Origin of the sequence: Kitasatospora sp. NPDC085895, from assembly GCF_040702125.1 — a bacterium.
Classification (GTDB): Bacteria; Actinomycetota; Actinomycetes; order Streptomycetales; family Streptomycetaceae; genus Kitasatospora; species Kitasatospora arboriphila.
Genome location: NZ_JBFBJY010000063.1, coordinates 31,314 through 52,180, shown reverse-complemented (window position 1 = coordinate 52,180; position 20,867 = coordinate 31,314). Strand labels below are relative to the sequence as shown.

Annotated in this window: 20 protein-coding genes and 1 tRNA gene; 7 read left to right on the top strand and 14 right to left on the bottom strand. The window is 74.5% G+C overall.

Features of this window, described 5'->3' with window-relative positions; all coding sequences use genetic code 11:
* Positions 1-178: 178 nt before the first annotated feature.
* Together dcd and AB0442_RS30435 are read right to left on the bottom strand one after the other, a co-directional pair.
* Positions 179-754, bottom strand: a complete 576-nt coding sequence (dcd, locus tag AB0442_RS30440; RefSeq protein ID WP_344624586.1) for a dCTP deaminase — start codon at positions 752-754, stop codon at positions 179-181.
* A gap of 82 nt (positions 755-836) precedes the next feature.
* Positions 837-1,058 carry a hypothetical protein gene (locus AB0442_RS30435; RefSeq protein WP_366166852.1) on the bottom strand — a complete coding sequence of 74 codons (222 nt, stop codon included), beginning with the start codon at positions 1,056-1,058 and terminating at the stop codon, positions 837-839.
* Positions 1,059-1,378: 320 nt separating this feature from the next.
* On the opposite strand from AB0442_RS30435, the gene AB0442_RS30430 reads away from it, so the two are divergent.
* Positions 1,379-1,452, top strand: a tRNA-Gly gene (locus tag AB0442_RS30430).
* A 179-nt stretch (positions 1,453-1,631) separates the two neighbouring features.
* Positions 1,632-1,775: a hypothetical protein gene (locus AB0442_RS30425; RefSeq protein ID WP_366166851.1), complete on the top strand. Its 144-nt coding sequence runs from the start codon at positions 1,632-1,634 to the stop codon at positions 1,773-1,775.
* Between the two features lie 30 nt (positions 1,776-1,805).
* Here the strand turns inward: AB0442_RS30425 and AB0442_RS30420 are convergent, their stop codons facing one another.
* Together AB0442_RS30420 and AB0442_RS30415 are read right to left on the bottom strand one after the other, a co-directional pair.
* Complete coding sequence (locus AB0442_RS30420; protein ID WP_366166850.1) at positions 1,806-2,036, bottom strand: helix-turn-helix domain-containing protein; 231 nt, start codon at positions 2,034-2,036, stop codon at positions 1,806-1,808.
* Positions 2,037-2,146: 110 nt separating this feature from the next.
* Positions 2,147-2,773, bottom strand: coding sequence for a hypothetical protein (locus AB0442_RS30415; protein ID WP_366166849.1), 627 nt, complete (start codon positions 2,771-2,773; stop codon positions 2,147-2,149).
* A gap of 568 nt (positions 2,774-3,341) precedes the next feature.
* Between AB0442_RS30415 and AB0442_RS30410 the strand changes: the two genes are divergently transcribed.
* Positions 3,342-4,322 carry a hypothetical protein gene (locus AB0442_RS30410; protein WP_366166848.1) on the top strand — a complete coding sequence of 327 codons (981 nt, stop codon included), beginning with the start codon at positions 3,342-3,344 and terminating at the stop codon, positions 4,320-4,322.
* A gap of 41 nt (positions 4,323-4,363) precedes the next feature.
* On the opposite strand, the gene AB0442_RS30405 is transcribed toward AB0442_RS30410, so the two are convergent.
* Positions 4,364-5,530 carry a damage-control phosphatase ARMT1 family protein gene (locus tag AB0442_RS30405; RefSeq protein ID WP_366166847.1) on the bottom strand — a complete coding sequence of 389 codons (1,167 nt, stop codon included), beginning with the start codon at positions 5,528-5,530 and terminating at the stop codon, positions 4,364-4,366.
* A 162-nt stretch (positions 5,531-5,692) separates the two neighbouring features.
* Here AB0442_RS30405 and metG point away from each other — a divergent pair, with 162 nt between their 5' ends.
* Positions 5,693-7,438, top strand: a complete 1,746-nt coding sequence (metG, locus tag AB0442_RS30400) for a methionine--tRNA ligase (protein WP_366166846.1) — start codon at positions 5,693-5,695, stop codon at positions 7,436-7,438.
* Positions 7,439-7,715: 277 nt separating this feature from the next.
* The gene (locus AB0442_RS30395) at positions 7,716-8,468 is read left to right on the top strand and encodes a putative protein N(5)-glutamine methyltransferase (protein ID WP_366166845.1); all 753 of its coding nucleotides are present in this window, start codon (positions 7,716-7,718) and stop codon (positions 8,466-8,468) included.
* 16 nt (positions 8,469-8,484) lie between these two features.
* Here the strand turns inward: AB0442_RS30395 and AB0442_RS30390 are convergent, their stop codons facing one another.
* From AB0442_RS30390 to AB0442_RS30375, 4 genes are all read right to left on the bottom strand, one after another.
* Positions 8,485-9,201, bottom strand: coding sequence for a sigma 54 modulation/S30EA ribosomal C-terminal domain-containing protein (locus AB0442_RS30390; protein ID WP_366166844.1), 717 nt, complete (start codon positions 9,199-9,201; stop codon positions 8,485-8,487).
* Between the two features lie 99 nt (positions 9,202-9,300).
* Positions 9,301-9,678 carry a hypothetical protein gene (locus AB0442_RS30385; protein WP_366166843.1) on the bottom strand — a complete coding sequence of 126 codons (378 nt, stop codon included), beginning with the start codon at positions 9,676-9,678 and terminating at the stop codon, positions 9,301-9,303.
* 85 nt (positions 9,679-9,763) lie between these two features.
* Complete coding sequence (gene ctaD, locus AB0442_RS30380) at positions 9,764-11,440, bottom strand: cytochrome c oxidase subunit I (protein WP_366166853.1); 1,677 nt, start codon at positions 11,438-11,440, stop codon at positions 9,764-9,766.
* 324 nt (positions 11,441-11,764) lie between these two features.
* Entirely contained in the window at positions 11,765-12,445 is a 681-nt protein-coding gene (locus AB0442_RS30375) for a response regulator transcription factor (RefSeq protein ID WP_366166842.1), read from the bottom strand.
* 177 nt (positions 12,446-12,622) lie between these two features.
* On the opposite strand from AB0442_RS30375, the gene AB0442_RS30370 reads away from it, so the two are divergent.
* Positions 12,623-12,898 (top strand): hypothetical protein, encoded by a 276-nt coding sequence (locus AB0442_RS30370; RefSeq protein ID WP_363549489.1) that lies wholly within the window; start codon positions 12,623-12,625, stop codon positions 12,896-12,898.
* Between the two features lie 45 nt (positions 12,899-12,943).
* On the opposite strand, the gene AB0442_RS30365 is transcribed toward AB0442_RS30370, so the two are convergent.
* Both AB0442_RS30365 and AB0442_RS30360 read right to left on the bottom strand, forming a co-directional pair.
* The gene (locus tag AB0442_RS30365) at positions 12,944-13,927 is read right to left on the bottom strand and encodes a LysR family transcriptional regulator (protein ID WP_366166841.1); all 984 of its coding nucleotides are present in this window, start codon (positions 13,925-13,927) and stop codon (positions 12,944-12,946) included.
* A gap of 115 nt (positions 13,928-14,042) precedes the next feature.
* Positions 14,043-14,588 (bottom strand): carboxymuconolactone decarboxylase family protein, encoded by a 546-nt coding sequence (locus tag AB0442_RS30360; protein ID WP_030273068.1) that lies wholly within the window; start codon positions 14,586-14,588, stop codon positions 14,043-14,045.
* A 123-nt stretch (positions 14,589-14,711) separates the two neighbouring features.
* Here AB0442_RS30360 and AB0442_RS30355 point away from each other — a divergent pair, with 123 nt between their 5' ends.
* Positions 14,712-15,302: a helix-turn-helix domain-containing protein gene (locus tag AB0442_RS30355; protein WP_344624568.1), complete on the top strand. Its 591-nt coding sequence runs from the start codon at positions 14,712-14,714 to the stop codon at positions 15,300-15,302.
* A 71-nt stretch (positions 15,303-15,373) separates the two neighbouring features.
* On the opposite strand, the gene AB0442_RS30350 is transcribed toward AB0442_RS30355, so the two are convergent.
* From AB0442_RS30350 to AB0442_RS30340, 3 genes are read right to left on the bottom strand one after another with little or no spacing between them, the layout of a single operon-like run.
* Positions 15,374-17,080 (bottom strand): AMP-binding protein, encoded by a 1,707-nt coding sequence (locus AB0442_RS30350; RefSeq protein WP_366166840.1) that lies wholly within the window; start codon positions 17,078-17,080, stop codon positions 15,374-15,376.
* A complete protein-coding gene (locus AB0442_RS30345) occupies positions 17,077-20,322 on the bottom strand; it encodes an FAD/NAD(P)-binding protein (protein WP_366166839.1) in 3,246 nt (1,081 codons plus the stop codon). The genes AB0442_RS30350 and AB0442_RS30345 overlap by 4 nt, the downstream gene beginning before the upstream one ends.
* Positions 20,319-20,816 (bottom strand): cobalamin-dependent protein, encoded by a 498-nt coding sequence (locus AB0442_RS30340; RefSeq protein WP_366166838.1) that lies wholly within the window; start codon positions 20,814-20,816, stop codon positions 20,319-20,321. The genes AB0442_RS30345 and AB0442_RS30340 overlap by 4 nt, the downstream gene beginning before the upstream one ends.
* Positions 20,817-20,867: the final 51 nt, after the last annotated feature.

The window sequence follows — 20,867 nt, the reverse complement described above, 5'->3', positions numbered from 1 at the left end:
CAAAAGAACATTGTGGTTGCCGGGGGGCCCATCAACAATCACCCCCCCCCCCCGGGGGCCCCGGCGCCGGGGGGGGGGCCCCCCCCCCCCCCCGGGGGCCCCCCACTGCCGTTGCGCTCCTCGGCCCCTCCTCCGCGGCCCCGGCAGGGGCGGAGGAGGGCGGTGCCGGACCCGGGGATCAGACCTCGGTGCGGTGGAAGTTCAGGTACGAGCGGGACGGCGTCGGGCCGCGCTGGCCCTGGTAGCGCGAGCCGTACCGCTCCGAGCCGTAGGGGTGCTCGGCCGGCGAGGACAGCCGGAACAGGCACAGCTGGCCGATCTTCATCCCCGGGTACAGCTTGATCGGCAGGGTGGCGACGTTCGACAGCTCCAGCGTGACGTGGCCGCTGAAACCGGGGTCGATGAAGCCGGCCGTGGAGTGCGTCAGCAGGCCGAGGCGGCCCAGGCTGGACTTGCCCTCCAGCCGCGAGGCGACGTCGTCCGGCAGCGTGATCACCTCGAACGTCGAGGCCAGCACGAACTCGCCCGGGTGCAGGATGAACGCCTCGTCGCCCTCCGGCTCGACCAGCCGGGTCAGGTCCGGCTGCTCCTCGGAGGGATCGATGTGCGGGTAGCGGTGGTTCTCGAACACCCGGAAGAAGCGGTCCAGCCGGACGTCGATGCTGGAGGGCTGGACCATCTTGGGGTCGAACGGGTCGATCACGACCCGGCCCTTGTCGATTTCGGTCCGGATGTCCTTGTCAGAGAGCAGCACGCAGTCGAGGTTAAAGGCAACGCGGGGCCCCGGACGAATCAGGTACCTGTCGTCCGGGGCCCGCGGCCGTGCCCGAACACCGTCAGGTGAGGAACTCCACGGCCTCCAGCCGCATCGCGCGTGCCAGTTGCGCCCCGGACAGCTCGCTCACGTCGGCCGGCACCGAACTCCGCAGGCGTCCGCACTGCGGACAGCGGATGAGTCTGCCCGGGCCGAGCCGGGCGGTGCCGAGATTCTGCATCGGGAACGTGGCCGTGCTGAACAGGTGCCCCTCGGCACAACGAACGACGGTGCGCTGCTCCATCGATCCCCTTCCCATACTTCCCCGTGGTCCCCGTCCGCCTCGCGCCCCCGGCACGGCCCGCCCGGTCCGTCCGGTCCGTCCGGTCCGTGCGGCGGGCCCGGGCGAAGGACTGCGCCGCGGACGCCAGCGTCACATTAGGGGATGTTCCGGACGTCACCCGCGGCGGCTCGCCGTCCCGCGCGGCCGGAACGGCCCACACAGTACGCCCCTCGGAGACCCCCTCGCACCGGGCCGGCGGCGCGTTCACGCCATGCCCCGTGCCGCTCCGCGGATGGGGTACAGTGGTGCTTGATCGGGCGACCCGTGACGGGCCGTCAGATGCGGGCGTAGTTTAATGGTAGAACATGAGCTTCCCAAGCTTAGAGCGCGAGTTCGATTCTCGTCGCCCGCTCCAACCGGAAACCCCAGGTCGCTGACCTGGGGTTTCTGCTGTGTCCGGGGTTCTCCGGGGCCGCGCACCCGGTCCTGGCCCGCACGGTACGGTTCGGCCGACGGCCACCGGGAGGGGGAGGGATGAAGGCCCGGATACGCGCGTGCCGGAACGTGCTCTGGAGGGTGATCTGCCTCGCCGGCTTGAGCGCCGAGGTCTTCGCCGGTCACGCTTGGTGGCGGCCGCTGGCGGCGGTGACCCTGCTCCTCGGCGTGGTGACCACGGTCGTCGAACTGCGGGACCACGTCGACGGGCGGCGGTCCGGGGCACGGCCGGGCGTCCGATGAGGCTCCGTCACGACGTCTCCCCGGGCAGGGCTACTGCTCGCTGCACCACTGGCTCGGACTGACGCCGAACTGGATGCGGAACCAGCGGGAGGACGCCCTTGCGGTGGTGAAGCCGAGGAGCGGGGCGATCTCCGCGAGCGGGCGCCGGGTGTCGGCGACGAACCTCGGTGCGAGGTCGACCCGGGTGGCGTTGAGGAGCGAGGTGAAGGTCCGGCCGGACTGCTCCAGGCGCCGGTGCAGGGTGCGGCGGTCGATCCCCATGCTGCGCGCCACCTGGCTCGCGGTGCACCGGCCGGCCGGCAGGAGGGCCTCCATGACCTTCTGCCGCACTCCCGTGACCCGCTCCGGCCCCGCGTCGCCGGGTGGGCGGCTCAGTCGCGGGTCGCGCGGTCGACGGTCGGGCGGCGGCCTCCGTACGAGGCGAGCAGGGCGTCGGCGACGGCCGCCGCGTCCGCGTCGGCCGCCTCGGCCGGGTACTCCGGCAGCAGGTCGTCCCAGACCGGCAGCCACGACCCGTAGAGCTGGGCCTGCCCCGCGGGCCGGGCGAAGAACCAGATGTGCAGGTGGGCGGCGCCGTCCCCGATCCGGTACACGTGGGCGCGGGAGACGTGCGGCAAGGCCTGCACGTGGCGGACGACGTGCGTGGTGAGCACCCCGAGTTCGGCGGCCAGTCCGTCGGGCAGGTCCGCCATGTCGTGGTGGTCGCGGGGGTACAGCATCAGGACCAGTGGCACGCCGACGCCCGGGATCCGGGCCAGCCGCCAGTGGTCGTCGAGCCAGATGCCCTCGTTCCGGTCGCGGCACATGTCGCAGTCCGCCGGGTCCTCGCCGTGCCGCGGCGGCTCGGGCAGGACGGGCGGGCGCAGCGGCGCGACCCGGAGCCCGTCCTGCTCGAACGGGCTGATGTCCCAGCCGGTCATCCGTGCCAGCGGAAGGCGCTGGTCACCGTCGGTGGCGGCACGTGCGTGCTCGTAGAACTCGTCAGGTCGCAGGGCCATGATCGAAAGACTAGACCCGCCCGCCCGGCCCCTGCGCCCCGGGGTGACGCGGGAGGTGGCGCGAAGTCAGCAACGGATCCGGTGTCGGGCGCCTCGTCCGCGAGGGATGCAGCGCGGGCCCCGAGGCGAGGAGGGCGCGTGGAGAACCCGTTCCGGGACGGCGGTCCGCTGGACAAGCCATGCCGTACTGCCAGTTGGTCGTGTCCGTGGCCCTGCTGGACGACGGTCTGTCCCGGTGGCGCCACGGCGGCTCCGTGCTCTGGGTTCTGCTCGGGGGTCTCCTGGCGGCGGCCGCCTGTTTCGAGATCTACAAGCAGTTGCGGTCGCGCTTCCGTCGGTAGGGCGGCGCGGGCCCGGGTACTGAGCACCGGGGCGCTGGAGTTGATCGAATGGTGCTCGCATGCGAGCGACACGGACCGTGTCGATCTCGTGACGGTGCGTGTGTTGGGTTCCGTGCGAACCGGCACAGATGACCCCGGCGGTGCGGCAACACCCCGGGGCACGGCACCAGGAGCGAACACTCCCCATGCACATCCATCGTACCGAACCGGCAGTGAACTTCACGGTATTGCCGAATGTCACCCTGCAGGACCGGCGGCTGAGTTACGCCGCACGAGGGCTGCTTGGCGACCTCCTCTCGCGGAAGGACGGCTGGCGCGAGGACGGCCGGAGCATGGCCGACAACTGCGTGGAGGGCCGGATCGCCGTCGCCAAGGCGCTTCGCGAGCTGACCGCGGCGGGCTACTACTGGGTCGTCAAGTGCCAGGGTGCCGACGGCAGGTGGTACAGCACCGTCCACGTCTACGACACGCCGCAGCAGGTCGCACCGGCTGCCGATGTTCCGGGGTCCGGTCGGCGGGGCAGGGGTGGACCTGGCGCTCCTTTAAAGAACCTGGACAAAGAACCCACCCTCCCTGTCCCGCCGTTGGAACCGGAACCGGTGGAGGAGGGTCCGGTCGAGGCCGAGCCTGCACCGACGGAGTCCGGGCCTTCGCCGACAGAGGCCGAGCCCGTACTCGCGGAGCCCGGGCCGACGACCCGCAGGCGGGCCGTCGTGCGGTCGGACGACCGCACGGACGAGGCCGTGTCGGTGCTGTTCCGGGTGATCCGGCCGGAGCCCCGGCTCCGCCTCGGCCGGGCCGAGGCCCTGCGGCTGGCGCCGCTGGTCGCCGGCTGGCTGGAACGGGGCAGCAGCCCCGCCGACCTCGCCCAGGCGCTGCTCCAGTGCCTGCCCGCCACGATCCACTCGGCGTTCGGCGTGCTGCGGCACCGCCTCACCCGCAAGATGCCCCCGGTGCCGGAGGCCCGGCCGCCCGCGGTCGCCCGGTACGCGGAGTGCGACAGGTGCCACGACCCGGTGCCGCGGCCCGGGATCTGCCGCGCCTGCGCCGGTCTCGGCACCAGAACGGTCGCGGTCGGCACCGGTGAGGCGGCCACCCGGCGGGGCGCGGCCCTGGTCCGTGCCGCCATGCGGAGCGCGAGCGGTGCGGCAGCCGCGACCGGCTGGGGCGATGCCTCGACGGTGACGCCCCTCGCGCCCCTGGGGTGACCATCCGGGCGCCTGCGACGACGGACGTCGGACGACAGGCGTCAGACGCGGGGGTGGAGCTGGACGAGGGCGTGGGTGCCTGCGGTGCGCCAGGCGGGGTCGGTGGTGTCGAGACGGGTGACGGTGGCCTGCGACAGGCCCGTCACCACGTCGGACTTGAGGGTGCGCAGGGCGGCGACGGGGGAGGGGAAGTGACCCGCCACATCGGCGAAGGGCGTGGTCGGCGGCCAGTGGCGGTCGCCCACCAGACGGCGGTAGTTGAGATCGCCCTTGAGGACGGTCAGGGCGGCGACGGAGAGTTCGGCGCGCAGGTCGGCCGGCATGTCCCGGTAGGGCAGCGGCGCGCAGGAGAACGGGTGGGCCGCCACCCGCAGGGTGCCGCGCTCCACGGCCCGCCAGAGGCGCTCGCCGACCGCCCGGGCCGCGGCCCCGTCCGCCGCACGGAGGCGGTCGACCGCGGCGAGGACGTCCGCCATGGTGGCGTCGGAGACGAAGTACGGCTGCGGCTTCACGTGCAGCACGACCCGGGTGGCCGCGTCCGCGGCCAGCAGGTGGTCGATCAGGACGAGGTCGGGCAGCAGCTCCCGGGCGGCGTTGTCGGCGATCAGGCAGACCGTGCCGCCCCGGGCCCGGGCCAGTGCGGCCAGCAGCGGTTCGCTGTCGTCGGCGACCGGGGCGGGGACGGCCGCGCCCTCCGTCCCGGCGGCCATCCGGAAGCCGAGGTCGGCGCGGTTGCCCCAGAGGGCGGAGGAGAGCAGGGCCCGGGTGCGTTCCTCCTCGGGCAGGTCGGCGAGCGCGTCGAGGGCGGCGAGTTCGCCGTCCACGGCCTCGCCGGCCAGTTCGGCGTCCTTGAAGGGCGCGTAGGGGTCGATGCCGTGCCAGGGTCCGGGCCGGAAGTACCCGGTGGCGTCGAGCAGCCGTCGGTGGAACCAGCTCTCCGCCCACAGGAAGGGCGCCTCGCTCCACGGCCGGCCCCAGAGCCCCACGCCCCGGGCGAGCCACGCCTCGCGGTCGTGGAGCCAGGGGCCGGGCGGCTCCAGCAGGCCGTCGGTGCTCTCGGCGAGCAGCGCTTCGACCGCCGCCCGTTCGGCCGGCCCGTACGGCCGCGCCGCCAGCACCTGCCGGACGAGCTCGGGGTGCCGTTCGTGGAAGACGCCCCACGGGAAGGAGCCGGGGACGTCGATGCGGATCACGGGCGCGGTCGGCACGGCGGGCCTGTCTCTCGGCGGTCGGACGGCGGTCCTCCCCGACCCTAGGGCAGCCGCGCCCGCAGCGCCGGGACGGCGCCGTGCACCGGGTGCCCGTGCCGCGTACGGTGAGCCGGAGGAGCGACCGCACCGGCATCCGCACCCCGACGGGAGCAGCCCGGGATGACTCGGCAGTTGATCACCAGCGCGCTTCCGTACATCAACGGGATCAAGCACCTGGGCAACATGGCCGGGTCGATGCTCCCGGCGGACGTCTGCGCCCGGTACCTGCGCCAGCGCGGGCACGAGGTGCTGTACATCTGCGCCACCGACGAGCACGGCACCCCGGCCGAGCTGGCGGCCCAGGAGGCGGGCCTGCCGGTCGCGGAGTTCTGCGCGCGGGCCCACGAGCGGCAGAAGGAGGTCTACGAGGGGTTCGGCCTCTCCTTCGACCACTTCGGCCGCAGCTCCTCGCCGCAGAACCGCGGGATCACCCAGGAGATCGCCCGGCAGCTGCACGCCAACGGCTTCGTCGAGGAGCGGGCCGTCCGCCAGGTGTACTCCGTTGCGGACGGACGCTTCCTGCCGGACCGGTACATCGTCGGCACCTGCCCGCACTGCGGGTACGAGCGGGCCCGCGGCGACCAGTGCGAGAACTGCACCCGGGTGCTCGACCCGACGGACCTGCTGCGGCCGCGGTCGGCGATCAGCGGCAGCGCCGACCTGGAGGTCCGTACGACGAGGCACCTCTTCCTGCTCCAGTCCGCGCTGACCGGCGAGGTCGAGCGCTGGATCGACGACCGCGCCGACTCCTGGCCGGTGCTCGCCTCGTCGATCGCCCGCAAGTGGCTGGCCGAGGGCCTCCAGGACCGGTCGATCACCCGTGACCTGGAGTGGGGAGTGCCGGTGCCGGCCGACACCTGGCCGGCCCTGGCCGCCGAGGGCAAGGTCTTCTACGTCTGGTTCGACGCGCCGATCGAGTACATCGGCGCCACCGAGGAGTGGGCCGACGCCGCCCCGCCCGGCGAGGTCCGGGACTGGACGTCCTGGTGGTACGAGGCCGACGACACCGTCCGCTACACGCAGTTCATGGCGAAGGACAACGTCCCCTTCCACACCGTGATGTTCCCCGCCACGCTGCTCGGCTCGCGCCGCCCGTGGAAGAAGGTCGACCGGGTCAAGGCCTTCAACTGGCTGACGTACTACGGCGGGAAGTTCTCCACCAGCCGGAGGCTCGGCGTCTTCACCGACGCCGCGCTGGAGCTGCTGCCGGCCGACCACTGGCGGTGGTTCCTGATGGCGCACGCCCCCGAGTCGGACGACTCCAGCTTCACCTGGGAGCTCTTCGGGGCCGTGGTCAACAAGGACCTCGCGGACACCTTCGGCAACCTGGTCAACCGGGTGCTCTCCTTCTCCCACCGGCGGTTCGGCGACACCGTCCCGGCAGGCGGCACCCCGGGGGAGGCCGAGCGGCGGCTCGGCGAGCGGGCTGCGGAACTGCTCGCCGGGTACGAGTCCGCACTCGACGCGCTGGAGTTCCGCAAGGCCGTCCGCGCCCTGCGCACGCTGTGGAGCGCGGGCAACTCCTACCTCGACGCCGAGGCGCCCTGGCAGCAGGTGAGGACCGACCCGGAGGGCGCCGCGCTCACCCTGCGCACCGCGATGAACGTGATCCACCTCTGCGCGGTCGTCTCCGAGCCGTTCGTGCCGGCCGCCTGCCGGACGGTACGGGACTGCTTCGCCGCGCCGGGGGGCTCAGCCGCCCGGACCCGGCGCTGGATCGGCCCCGACGAGGCCCGCTCCCTCGACCTGCTGCCCGCGGGCACCGGCTTCACCGTCCCGCCCGTCCTCTTCGCCAAGGTCACCGACGAGCAACTGGCCGCTTGGACGGCCCGCTTCGGTGGCGGGGCCGTCGACGGACGCCCCTGACACGGCGACAGGACCCGGCCGGACGCACGGAAGGACGGTCGCGAACGGCCCGCCTCGGGTAGGGTGGCGGCACTCCAGCAAGGGACGGATCGAGGAGGTGGGACCCATCGACGCAGGTGCAGGCTGGGTGCTCTCCTCGTACGGCCGGACGGCACGACCGCGGTAGCGGTCGCGGGAGCGCCCCTCGGCGGTTCCCGAAAGGCTCCCGTTGTCCTCTCATTCCTCCCGCAGTACCGGTTCTTCCGACCTCCTCCGCTCGCTCCCCGGATTCCCGCCCGTGGTGGTGCGGCTGCGCGCCGCCGGCTGCGTCTTCGCCGAGGACGAGGCGGAGCTGATCCTCGCCACCGCCCGCTCGGCGGCCGAACTCGACACGATGGTGGCCGCCCGGGCCGCCGGCCGGCCGCTGGAGCACGTGCTCGGCTGGGCGGAGTTCTGCGGCCTGCGGATCGCCGTCGACCCGGGGCTGTTCGTCCCGCGGCGGCGCACCGAGTTCCTCGTCCGGCAGGCGGCGCTGCTGGCCGGCCCCTCCGCGGTGGTGCTCGACCTGTGCTGCGGCGTCGGAGCCCTGGGGGTGGCGCTCGCCGCCGCCGTCGGCCCCGGGGTCGAACTGCACGCCGCGGACGTCGACCCGGCGGCCGTCCGCTGTGCCCGCCGCAACGCCGCCGCGGTCGGCGGCACCGTCCACCTCGGCGACCTCTACGAGCCGCTGCCGGCCGACCTGCTCGGCCGGGTCGACGTGCTGCTCGCCAACGCGCCGTACGTGCCGACCACGGCGATCGGGCTGCTGCCCGCGGAGGCCCGCGAGCACGAGCCGCGGGTCGCCCTGGACGGCGGCGCGGACGGCCTGGACGTGCAGCGGCGGGTGATCGCGGACGCGCCGCGGTGGCTCGCGCCCGGCGGGCACCTGCTGGTGGAGACCAGCGAGCGGCAGGCCCCCACCACCCTGGCGGCCTGCACGGCGGCCGGGCTGACCGCCCGGACCGCCGTTTGCGGGGAGCTGGACGCCACCGTCGTGATCGGCACGCGGTGAGCCGTCCGGCGAGGGCTCAGGAGGAGCCGGTGATCAGGCCGAGCCGGCCGTCGAACCGCCGGTAGAGCACCCGGCCGCGGCCGTCGCCGGGGTGGGCGTAGAACAGGAAGGGCAGCTCGGCGCCGGCCAGCCGCTCCACGGCCTGCCGGTCGTCGAGCGTGGGCGCGCCGTGCGGGCTGACGGTCAGCGGGGCCGTGCAGCCGCGCGGCGGGGCGGCGGCGATCGTCCTGGCCAGCCGGTAGCCGGTCGGGCCGACCCGGTAGACGACGGCGTCGGTCTCGGTGGCCGGGTCGGTGAACAGGTGGATCCGGTAGTCCATCGCGTCCAGGGTGCGGGCCGCGGCGTCCGGCGAACACCACACCAGCGACGGCGACTTGACGCGGGCGATGACCTGCGGGCCGGCCGCGGCCGGGATCGGCGGCAGCGGCGACCGGGACGGCTGCGGCCAGGCCCGCGGCGTCCAGGTGCCGGTGACGGCGGTGATCCGGCGGCGCAGGCCCTCGGCCAGCCGGTCCAACGCCTCGCCGAGGCCGCGCGCGGTCTCCTGCACCCGGATCCGCCGGCCGTCGACCTCGGCGTTGACCTGCGCCAGCCCGGCGGGGGTCAGCCGGACCCGCAGCGACTCGACGAGCGCGTTGGCGCAGTCCGCGGCGGCCGCGATCCGGCCGCGGGCCTCGTCGAGGACCTCGCGCGGGACGCCGTCGAAGGCCTGAACAGTGATCGCCTCGGTCATGTGGACCGCTCCTCCTGCCACTGGTGTCGGACGACTGGACGCACCCCTGTCCTTACCCAACTCCGCGCCCCTGCCCTCCGAAAGGGCCGAACGACCCGGTCACGGGCTCGTCCGGCCGGTCCGGGGCCCGCCCTTCCGGGCCTGCCGGGGGACGGCCACCGGTGCGACGGCCGCCCAGGTCCGCTCCGCCTCGCGCAGTTCGGCCTCCCGCCGGATGCACCCGGCGAACCACAGGGCACCGCCCGCGACCGCGGCCGGAGCGAGCACGGCGAGCCCGAGGAGTCCGGGTGCCGGGGTGAACCAGAGCACGGCGGTGAGCGCGGTGCCGAGCCACCAGGTCAGGCAGCCGAGCGCGGCCGGGCGGGCGGAGCGCGGGCGGTCGTCGCCGGCCCGCAGGTCGGCCAGGGCGGGCAGCCACCAGACGTTGCCGGCCGCCGCGAGGGCGGCCGCGCCGATGGCCGGGACGATGTGGCTCACGGCTGCTCCTTGCTCGTACGGGGGACGGTGGTGGGACCGCCCCCGCCCCGACGGGGGAGGACGGGGCGGGGACGGGGACTTCGGGTCAGTCGCCCTGGCGGTGGCGCCGGCCGACCGGTGCGTCGTAGGCCGCCGGGGCGACACCGGCGAGGTGCTCGGCCGGCCTGCCGTGGTGCTCCAGGTGGTCGCGGGCGGCGATGTCGGGGTGGTGCAGGTCGAACGCCGGGGATTCGGAGCGGATCCGGGGCAGTGCGGTGAAGTTGTGCCGCGGCGGCGGGCAGGAGGTCGCCCACTCCAGCGAGCGGCCCCAGCCCCACGGGTCGTCCTCGGTGACCTTCTCGCCGTACTTGGCGGTCTTCCAGACGTTGTAGAGGAACGGCAGGATCGACAGGCCGAGCAGGAACGAGCCCACGGTGGAGACGGTGTTCAGCGTGGTGAAGCCGTCCGAGGCCAGGTAGTCGGCGTAGCGGCGGGGCATGCCCTCCGCGCCGAGCCAGTGCTGGACGAGGAAGGTGCTGTGGAAGCCCGCCGTCAGCGTCCAGAAGGTGATCTTCCCGAGCCGCTCGTCGAGCATCTTGCCGGTCATCTTCGGCCACCAGAAGTGGAATCCGGCGAACATCGCGTACACCACCGTGCCGAACAGCGTGTAGTGGAAGTGCGCGACGACGAAGTACGAGTCGGAGACGTGGAAGTCGATCGGCGGGGCGGCCAGCAGCACACCGGTGAGGCCGCCGAACAGGAAGGTGACCAGGAAGCCGGTCGTCCACAGCATCGGGGTCTCGAAGCTGAGCGAGCCCTTCCACATGGTGCCGACCCAGTTGAAGAACTTCACCCCGGTCGGCACCGCGATCAGGAAGGTCATGAAGGAGAAGAACGGCAGCAGCACCTGGCCGGTGACGTACATGTGGTGCGCCCACACCGTCACGGACAGACCGGCGATCGCGATGGTGGCCGCGATCAGGCCGGAGTAGCCGAACATCGGCTTGCGGCTGAAGACCGGGACGACCTCCGAGACGATGCCGAAGAACGGCAGCGCCAGGATGTAGACCTCGGGGTGCCCGAAGAACCAGAACAGGTGCTGCCACAGCATGGCGCCGCCGCCGGCCGGGTCGAAGACGTGCGAGCCGAACTTGCGGTCGCACTCCAGGGCGAGCAGGGCCGCCGCGAGCACCGGGAAGACGATCAGCACCAGGACGGCGGTGAGCAGCACGTTCCAGCAGAAGATCGACATCCGGAACATCGTCATGCCGGGGGCGCGCATGCAGATGATGGTGGTGATGAAGTTGACCGCGCCGAGGATGCTGCCGAAGCCGGACAGCGTGACACCCATGATCCACATGTCGGCGCCGACGCCGGGGGAGTGCACCGCGTCGGAGAGCGGCGCGTAGAGGAACCAGCCGAAGTCGGCGGCGCCCTGCGGGGTGGCGAAACCGGCCGCGGCCATCAGCGAGCCGAACATGAACAGCCAGTACGACAGCATGTTGAGCCGGGGGAAGGCGACGTCCGGGGCGCCGATCTGCAGCGGCATGATCCAGTTGGCGAAGCCGGTGAACAGCGGCATCGCGAACAGCAGCAGCATGATCGAGCCGTGCATGGTGAACGCCTGGTTGAACTGCTCGTTGGAGAGCAACTGCGTCCCGGGCCTCGCCAGTTCGGCCCGCATGACCAGGGCGAGCACGCCGCCGATCAGGAAGAAGCCGAACGCGGACCACAGGTACAGCGTGCCGATCGCCTTGTGGTCGGTGGTCGTCAGCCACCGCACCAGCCGGGCCCCCGGGCGCTGCCGCCCGCGGGCGGGCCCGCCGGCCGTCCCCTCCGTCGCCTCGATGGCAGCCACCGGACGCTCTCCTTCGCTCGCTCGCCGAACCCTTGACCGCCGCACGGCGGTTCGGAGCTGTGGCAAGCGGGTGCAGGGGCATCCGGGTGCGCTCCGGCCGGCGGCGCTCCATGCTCCGCCGCGGCCGGGCCGGCGTCCCAGGGCCGTTGGACCCCGCGGCCCCGGGCCCACCGTCCCCGGCGCGGTGACGTTCGGCTCCGCCGTCCGACCCAATGCTGCGCATGCGAACCCATAGGGGCGGGGGGAAGGTCAGCGGCGGTCGGCGGCCACCTGGGTGGCCAGGACGGCGGCCTGCACCCGACGTTCCACGCCCAGCTTGGCCAGCAGCCGCGAGACGTGGTTCTTGACGGTCTTCTCGGCCAGGTAGAGCCGCTCGCCGATCTGCCGGTTGGTCAGCCCCTCGCCGACCAGCTGGAGGATCTGCGTCTCGCGTTCGGTGAGCGCCGGCAGCGGGGACGGCTGCGGGGCGTCCGCCCGGCGGCGCAGCCGGGCCATCAGCCGGCCGGTCGCGCCCGGGTCGAGCAGCGACTGCCCGGCGGCCACCGTGCGCACGGCGGAGACCAGGTCGGTGCCGGAGATCTGCTTCAGCACGTACCCCGAGGCGCCGGCCATGATGGCGTCGAGCAGTGCCTCCTCGTCGTCGAAGCTGGTCAGCATCAGGCAGGCCAGCTCCGGCATCCGGGAGCGCAGCTCCCGGCAGACGGTGACGCCGTCGCCGTCCGGCAGGCGGACGTCGAGGACGGCCACGTCCGGGCGCAGCGCCGGGACGCGGGCGAGCGCCTGCTCGGCGGTGGCGGCCTCCCCCACGACGGTCAGCCCGGGGTCGGAGTCGAAGAGGTCCTGCACACCCCGGCGCACCACTTCGTGGTCGTCGAGCAGGAAGACCCGTACCGGACCCCCGGCACCCGTCCGTACCGTGCCGTCGAGCATGGCACCTCTCCTTCCCCGGCCCGTCCGCCGTGGAGGGGCCACCGCATTCTCCCCGGCCGCCCGCGCCCGCCGACAGGGCCGGACGGCCCTGCTTGCGGCACCCGGCGGGCGGGCGGAGATTGGAGGTCGGAGCACGCCGCAACCGGCGCGGCGGCAGCGAACCGAGGAGGACCGGAGATGGCGGTTCTCGTACAGGTCGACCTGCCCGGGGCGACCACCGAGGAGTACGAAGCGATCCACGCGCGGCTCGGCCGGGAGGACGGCATCTTCGCCGGCTGCCTGGCGCACGTGGCGGCCGTGACGGGGGACGGCATGCGGATCATCGACCTGTGGGACTCGGAGGCGTCGATGAACCGCTTCTCGGAGCGGATGCGGGAGCTGGGACTGGCCCGGCCCGGCGGATCCTGGTCGGCCGTCCCGGTGCACGGCTACGACCTGTCGCCCCAGGGCTGACCGGCCGCCGGGCCGCGCGCCGCGGCCCGCACGGCTCCGGTCCGATCAGGCCGGGCAGGTCAGCGCCAGCCGGATCGCGTCAGCCAGCCCCTGGCGGTGGCCCTCGCGGAACTCCTTGGTGCGGGAGGCCAGCAGGGAGACCGTCCACTGCATCCGCGGCACGCCGGGGATCGGCGCCAGACCCGCGCCGTACGGCTGGGCGGCCAGGCCGGTGGGCAGCATCGCGCAGCCGAGCCCGGCCGTCACGGTGGCGTGCACCCCGTCCATCGAGCCGAGTTCGAGGCTCTCCGGCGGCTCGCCGCCGCGCAGCCGGAGGAACTCCGGCAGCCAGCGCTGCGAGGGGCAGTCCGGGTCGGCGACCACGACCTGGTGGCAGGCGAGCGGCGGGCGCGCCCCGGCGCTGGTGCTGGGGGTGAACTCCAGGTCCTGGACGGGGATCTCGGTCGGCGCCTCGGGCCGCTCGCGGACGGCCGAGGCGCGCTCGGCGAGCACCGCGGTGCGGGCCCGGTCGGCCGCCCGGCCCGGGGCCCCGCTGAGGACCGGAACGGGCGCGGCCGGCGCCGGGCGGTGCTCGCGCCCGGTCAGCAGGATCGCGCCGTCCAGGCCGCCGGCCCGCAGGGCCGCGTGGATCTCCGCGGTGCCCATCACCCGCAGCGCGAGCTGCACGTCGGGCAGCAGGCGGCGGCCGAACTGGGCGATCCTGGCGAGTTGTTCGCCGTACGCCAGGGCCGGCACCAGGCCGACCCGCAGCCGCGGCGCGGTGGCCGAGGGGCCGCGCAGGGCCTCCTCCATCTCGCCCACCAGGGTGAGCAGTTGGCCGGCGTATCCGCGGAGGGTGGAGCCCGCCGGGGTGAGCCGCACCCCGTTGGGCAGCCGGTGGAAGACCGGAGCGCCGACCTGCCGCTCCAGGGCGCGCATCTGGGCCGTCACGCTCGACTGGGAGTAGCCCAGCCGGTGGGCGGCGCTGGTGAACGAGCCGGTTCTGATGACCTCGCAGAACGTTCTCAGGGTCTTGACGTCGATGTCCACTGCTGCTGCTCCCGCATGCCGCCCGTGTGGTGCCGGTGTGGTGGTGGAGGCGGCCGCCGGCGGGCGGCGGGGGCGCCGGAGTGCTGGCTCCGGCGCCCCGCGACCGCCGCGGCCGTCAGGCCAGGTCGTGGGCGTCGACCAGCGGGAAGTCGAGCTCCGGCTCGGCGACGTGGTTGAAGAAGTTGGACAGCACGTTCAGCGCGACGTGGCCGACGATCTCGGCGATCTCCGCGTCGGTGACGCCGGCCGCGCGGGCCTCGGCCAGCACGGTGTCGGAGACCCGGCCGCCGCTCGCCATGACCTCGCCGGTCAGCTTGAGCACCTGGTCCATGTGCGGGTCGGTGTCGGTGCCGCGGCGGGTGTCGAGCAGCTGCTCCTGGCTCAGGCCGACCTTGCCGCCGCGCATGGTGTGCGCGGAGACGCAGTAGGTGCAGCTGTTGCGCTGGGCGATGAACAGGGCGAGCTGCTCGCGCTGCTTGGTGCTGAAGGTGCCGCCGACCAGGGCCTCGCGCATCGCCAGGTAGCCGCGCAGGGCTGCCGGGCCGTTGGCGAGCGCCGCGTACAGGTTCGGGACCTTGCCGAGCTGCTTGAGCGTGCTCTCCAGCAGCTCGCGCTGCTCCTCGTTGGCGGTCTCGGTGGTGAGCAGGGGCAGACGGGACATGGCGTCTCCTCGGTTGCGGCGGAGATGGAACCGATCGGTACCAAACAGCTAGGACGGTACCGATCGGTACCGACTTTCGTCAACGTCCATCGGAAAATCAGAACCGAGTGGTACCGTTTGCGGATGCCGAGCAATGCGAGAGAACGACTCCTCACCGCCGCTGAGCGGCTGTTCTACGAGGAGGGCATCCGCGCGGTCGGGGTCGAGCGGATCCTGAGCGAGTCCGGCGTCGGCCGCGCGTCCTTCTACCGGCACTTCCCGAGCAAGGACGACCTGGTCGTCGAGGTGCTCCGGCGCCGCGACGCCGCCTGGCGGAGCTGGCTGACCGACACCGTCGAAGCCAGCCCGCGCGGCACCGACGACCTCGCGCTCGCACTCTTCGACGGACTCGCCGAACGCTTCGCCGCGGCCGACTTCCGCGGCTGCGCGTTCATCAACACCATGGTCGAGGAGGCCGACCCGGCCAGCCCCGCGCACCGGGTCGCCGCCGAGCACAAGGAGAAGGTCATCGAGTACCTCGACGGCCTGCTCGCCGCCGCCGGGTACCGCGGCCACCGCACCCTGGCCGGACAGCTCGCCCTGCTGGGCGACGGCGCGATCGTCGCCGCGCTCCGCGAACGCACCACCGACGCCGCACCGCGCGCCCGGGCCGTCGCCGAGGCGCTGCTCGCCACCGCCGAACGCGAGGAGCACCTGCCGTTGCCCGACTGCTGAACCGGGCCGGCCGCCGGGCGCACCGCGCGCCGGCGGCCGGAAGCCGCGGACGGCCGACCGGGACATCCCGGTCAGCCGTCCGCGAACCGCGCGGCCAGCTCCGCGCGGCGCACCTTGCCCGACCGGGTCCTCGGCAGCTCGGCCGCGAACTCCAGCCCGCGCGGCACGAACACCGGCGCCAGCCGCTCCGCCGCCCGCGCCAGCAGCTCGCCGCGCAGCCGGGCCGCCCCCGCACCGTGCGGCGGCTCGTGACGGGTCGTCACCACCGCGTACGGCACCAGTCCGCCGGCCGGATCGGGGCGCGGCACCACGGCCGCGTCCGCGACCTCCGGGTGCCCGCGCAGCACCGCCTCGATCTCCACCGGCGACACCCGGTGCCCGAACGACTTGAACACCTCGTCCAGCCGGCCGAGCAGCCGGATCGAGCCGTCCGCGCAGCGCTCGCCGACGTCGCCCGTCCGGTACAGGCCGTCGGCCAGCGCGGCGGCGGTGCGCTCCGGGTCGTCCGCGTAGCCGGCCATCAGACCGGCCGGGCGCTCGGCGAGGTCGAGGCAGACCTCGCCCGCCTCGCCCAGGGCACCGGTCGCCGGGTCGCGCAGCACCACCGTCCAGCCGGGCAACGGGTGCCCCAGCGGCGAGATCGGCGCCGGGTCGTCCGGGGTGCGGCCGATCAGTGCGGTGGCCTCGGTCTGCCCGTAGCCGTCCCGCACCTGCACCTGCCAGGCCGCGGCCACCGCCGCCGACACCTCCGCGGTCAGCTGCTCGCCCGCCGCGGTGGCCTCGCGCAGCCGCACGGCCGAGCGGGTGCGGTGCAGGTGCGGCAGCATCGCCCGCCAGGCGCTCGGCGGGGCGCAGAAGCTGTCCGCGCCGTGGTCGGCCAGCACCCCGGGCAGCACCTCGGGCGGCAGGCCGCCGTCCGGCGGCGCCAGCACCACGGCCTCGGCCGTCCACGGGACGAAGAAGCTGCTCCAGGAGTGCTTCGCCCAGCCCGGGGCGGACAGGTTGAGGTGCCGGTCGCCCGGCCGCAGCCCGTTCCAGTACAGGCTCGACAGGTGCCCGACCGGATAGCTGGCGTGGGTGTGCTCGACCAGCTTCGGCAGCGAGGTGGTGCCCGAGGTGAAGTAGCAGAACGCCGGATCGGCGGAGCGCGTCGGCCCGTCCGGCAGGAACGGCACCGGTGCGGAGCGGGTGTCCGGGTAGCGCGTCCAGCCGTCCGCCGGGCGGTCGGTGAGCGCGATCCGCAGCCCCGGCACCGGCAGGCCGTCCAGCAGCGCTGCCGCCTCCGCGGAGCAGAGCACGTGCCGGATCCGGCCGCGCCCGATCCGGTCCGCGGCCTCCTCCCGGGTCACGTCCTGGTACGAGGGCACCACCACCGCGCCCAGCTTCAGACAGCCGAGCAGGCTCTCCCACAGCTCGGCGCGGGTGCCGAGCAGCAGCAGGACGCGGTCGCCCCGGCGCACCCCGAGGCCGGCCAGCGCCGCCGCCAGGGTGTCCGAGCGGGCCGACAGCTCGGCGAAGGACAGCTCCTCGGCCACGGACGTGCGGCCCTCGGCGTCCGGCGGGGAGAGCAGTCGCAGCGCCGGCAGCGGATTGTCCGCGGCCACCACGTCGAACCACTCCAGCGCCCAGTTGAACTCCGCCGCGCGCGGCGGCCGGAAGGCGGCGCAGGCCGCCGCCCGGTCGCCGCGCAGCGCCAGCAGCAGGTCGCGGGCGGCCCGGTACTCCTCGTGCGCGGCCGTCCGGCGGTGCGTCCACCACGCCGCGGGGCGCCCGCTCACCGGGCGGCCCGCCCGGCCAGCGTCCCGGCGGGCTCGGCAGCGGTCTGCCGGGCCTGCGGCGCCGCCTCCGCCAGCAGAGCCTCGGCGATCGCGTCGGCGTCCCGGGTGAAGGCGCCCCACGGGCCCGGCCGGCCGCTGCCGACCTGGGTGAACCAGCGGGTGTGCTCGCTCGGGATGCCGAGGACGAACATCGTCCGCTCGATCCCGCCGTCCGCCCGCACCGGGTGGAAGGGGGTGTCGGTGGTGGCCAGGCCGCCGGTGTCGAACGCGCCGCCCGCCCAGGAGTTGACGAAGGTGCGGATCACCCCGTCGGCGAGCAGGCCGCGGATCAGCGGGTCGCGGTCCGAGCGCAGGTCGGTGCTCGGCACCCGGGCGTCGACCAGCGCGTCCAGCCGCACCCGGGAGTCCTCCACCTGGCCGGACTCGACGGTGAAGCAGCCCAGGTCGCGGTCGGCCCGGAAGCGGGCCGCCGGACCGACCGGCTCCAGCACGCCCGCCGCCAGCAGCGCCAGGAACTGCTCCGAGCGCTGCGCCGGCGGACCGGTGGAGATCACCGCCGCGACCGGGTTGAAGTCCGCCAGGAAGCGGCGGTGCGAGTCCGGGGTCAGCCCGCCGAAGTCCACCACCGAGCGGATGGTCGCCCGGACGTCCCGCAGCACGTCGCTCGCGGCCTTCACCGGGCCCTCGTAGTTGCCCAGGACGGCGTCCGCGAGGTCCTGGCGCAGCCAGTCGGCCAGCTCCTGCCGGTACTCCGCGGGGGAGGCGAACCGGCGTCCGGCGAACGGCCGGGCCAGGCGCCACAGCGCGTCCAGCGGCTCGCCGGCCGGCCCGAAGCCCTCCGCCAGCACGGCCAGCGCGGCCGGGCTCGGCGGCTCCTCCCGGTGGACGGCCGCCGCCGCCTCGCCGAACTCCCGCTCGGCGTCCGGCCCGACGGCGTGCCGCAGCCGGGTACCGAGCAGCACGACGTTCATCTCCGCGAGCAGCCACGGCAGCACCTGGGACTGGAAGTCCAGCGGCCCGGAGGCCCGCAGCGCGGCCATCCGCTCCGGGGTGAACAGCCGTGCCCGGTACCGGAACTCGGCGGTCTTCTGGTTCCGACCGCGGGTCAGCAGCGGAATACCGCTGCGGGAGGCCGGCACGATCCTCGGCTCCCGCCCGCTCGGCAGGTAGCGCAGGCCGCCGCCCTCCGCGGGCAGGAACCGGCCGCCGCGGCCCAGCGTCAGCGCCGAGACCACGTCGTAGAAGGTCAGTCCCATGCCCAGGACACCGACGGTGGCGCCCGGCGGTACGGCGTCCAGCGGCATCTCGGCGGCCGAGTCACCGACCACGTACCGCAGCGGCGGGTGCTCCTCGGCGAAGTTCAGCCACTCGCGCTGCTGCTCGTCCAGCTCGTTGGTGGGGTGGCCGGAGGCCAGCACCAGCCGGTCCACGGTGATCACGTCCCCGCGGTCCAGCCGGACCCGGTGCACCGGCTCGCCCGTGCCGCCCCCGGCCGGGCCGCGGTCGGTGGTCAGCGCCCTGGCCTTCACCGGACGGATCGTCAGCCCCGGCACCCGGGCGTCCAGCACCAGGCCCAGCACGAACCGCAGGTACCGGCCGTAGACGACGCGCGGCGCGTAGCCCTCCGGGTCGGCGTTCTCCGGATCGGCGACGGCCCACCACTCGGCGAGCGTCGGGCCGGCGCCCGGTCTCGCCGGGCCGCCGTCGGACGGCCCCGAGAACATCGTGACCTCGCGCGCCGGGGTGTTCATCAGGAACCACGGCGACTGCTCCGGCCGCCAGATCCGGCCGGCCCCGATGCAGTACGGGTCCACCGCGGTGACCTCCACCGGCCGGGCCGGCGGCCGCTCGGCGCACCGGGCGACCAGCCGCTCCAGGATCGACAGGCCGCGCGGCCCGCCGCCGATCAGCCCGATCCGCAGCGGCTCGGGCGCGGCCGGCGCGGCCACCGGTTCCGGCGCCTCGCGGGCAGCCTCCCGGTCGTGCTGCTCGGCGACCCGGCGCAGCATCAGCGACAGCCGGTTCGAGGTCATCGCCCCGGACCGGCCGACGGTGGCCAGCAGCGGCATCGCGCCGACCTCCGACCAGCGCAGCCGCCCGTCGTCGCCGATCGTGCCGCGGGCCGCACCCCGGTTGTCCGGGTGCAGGCAGTACGGGATGTCCAGGACGCCGCGGTGGAAGGCCCGCAGCAGCGCGGTGCCGACGTCGTCGGAGAGCGACAGCACCGCGGTGATCAGCGCCCGCGCCTCCAGCAGCACCTCGCCGGCCTCGCCGGAGCCCTCGCGCGGGGCGTCGGCCAGCTCACGGCGGGTGCGCCGGGCCTGCGCGGCGGCGGCCCGCAGCGCGGTCAGGTTCTCGGCCACCGTCGGGATCCGGTGCGCCTCGGTCTCGGTCTTGACGATGAGGCGCTCCGCACCGCCGCGGACGGCGAGGTCGGCGCTGCGCTTGAGCAGCAGGCCCGCCCCGGCCACGCTCCGCGGGAAGACGCCCATGTACGTGTAGAGGACGACGTGCCGGTCGACGGTCGGCGGCAGCAGCTCCTCGGCGAGCAGGCGGAGGGCGGCGAGCGCCTCGACGTCCTGCTGCGGGCTGGTCTGCTGCGCGTAGCTGAGCGAGACGCTGGTCATGCCGTTCTGGGCGAAGAACAGGCACTCCAGCACCGACATCGCGACCAGCAGCGACGGCGGGCAGAGCTGCCCGAGCAGACAGCCGCCGAAGGACTCCAGGTGCGCACGGATCCCGTTGGCGCGGCTCTCCTCGGCGAGGAAGCGGGTGGCCTCCCGCCAGGCGGCGACCGACTCGGCGAGCGGTGTGCGCCCGTACGGCAGGCAGTACGAGACCGGGCCGCCCTCACTGGTGCCCAGGCCCGCGGCGGCCATCGTGCGGAAGATCGCCCGCGGGTCGGCGGAGCCGTGCCGCACCTGCACCGGCGTGTGCCGGCCGGCAGCGGCGGCGACCTTGGCGGTGATCCGGGGGCCGTGCCCGACCAGCGGGAAGCCGTTCAGCGGCTTGCCGGCCCGCACGGCCGCGACGGCGGCGCTGTGGTCGCCGACCCGGGTGTAGCTGTCGAGGGTGATGGTGCCGACGGTGCGCTCCGAGAGCCCGGCCACCGCGGTCAGGCCGGCCGCCATCTCGCTGGGGACGGCCATGCCCATGCGGGGCTGGACGACGAGCTCGCCGGCGCCGGCGGCGGCGCGGACGTAGGCGCCGAGGTCCGGTGAAAAGGCGGGTGAGCGGGTCACGCGGCGGCCCGCTCGGTACAGGTGGCGGGCAGCTGGGCCAGGTACGACAGCAGCACGTCGGGCTTGGTGCCGTCGCTGTGCACCTGGTCGAAACCGGCCGCCAGGAGCTCGGCGGTGCGCTGCTCGGCGCCCTCCGGCGAGATGCCCAGCAGACCGCCGATCACCAGCGGGATGTCGCCGGTGCTGCGCTCGGCGCGCAGCGCCCGGGCCGCCCGCAGGCCGTCCAGGTGGCCGTGGCCGTTGACGGAGCTGAACACCACCAGGTCCGGGCGGGTCAGCTGCGCGGTGTCGACGAGCAGCTGCTCGGGCACGCACGGACCCAGGTTGAGCACCGAGTGGCCGTTCTCCTCCAGCAGCAGCTGCAGGTACACGAGGTTCCAGGTGTGCGCGTCGGAGGACCCGGTGGTGAGCAGCACGCGGCGGCTCTCGGCGGGCACCGGCGCGGCAGCGGCGGGGCGCAGCGGGTACGGCGTCAGGGTTCGGGTGGGCGACATGGCTACTCCTCGGGTGGCGACGGGGCTGTGCCGGGCGGGTACGGGCGCGGC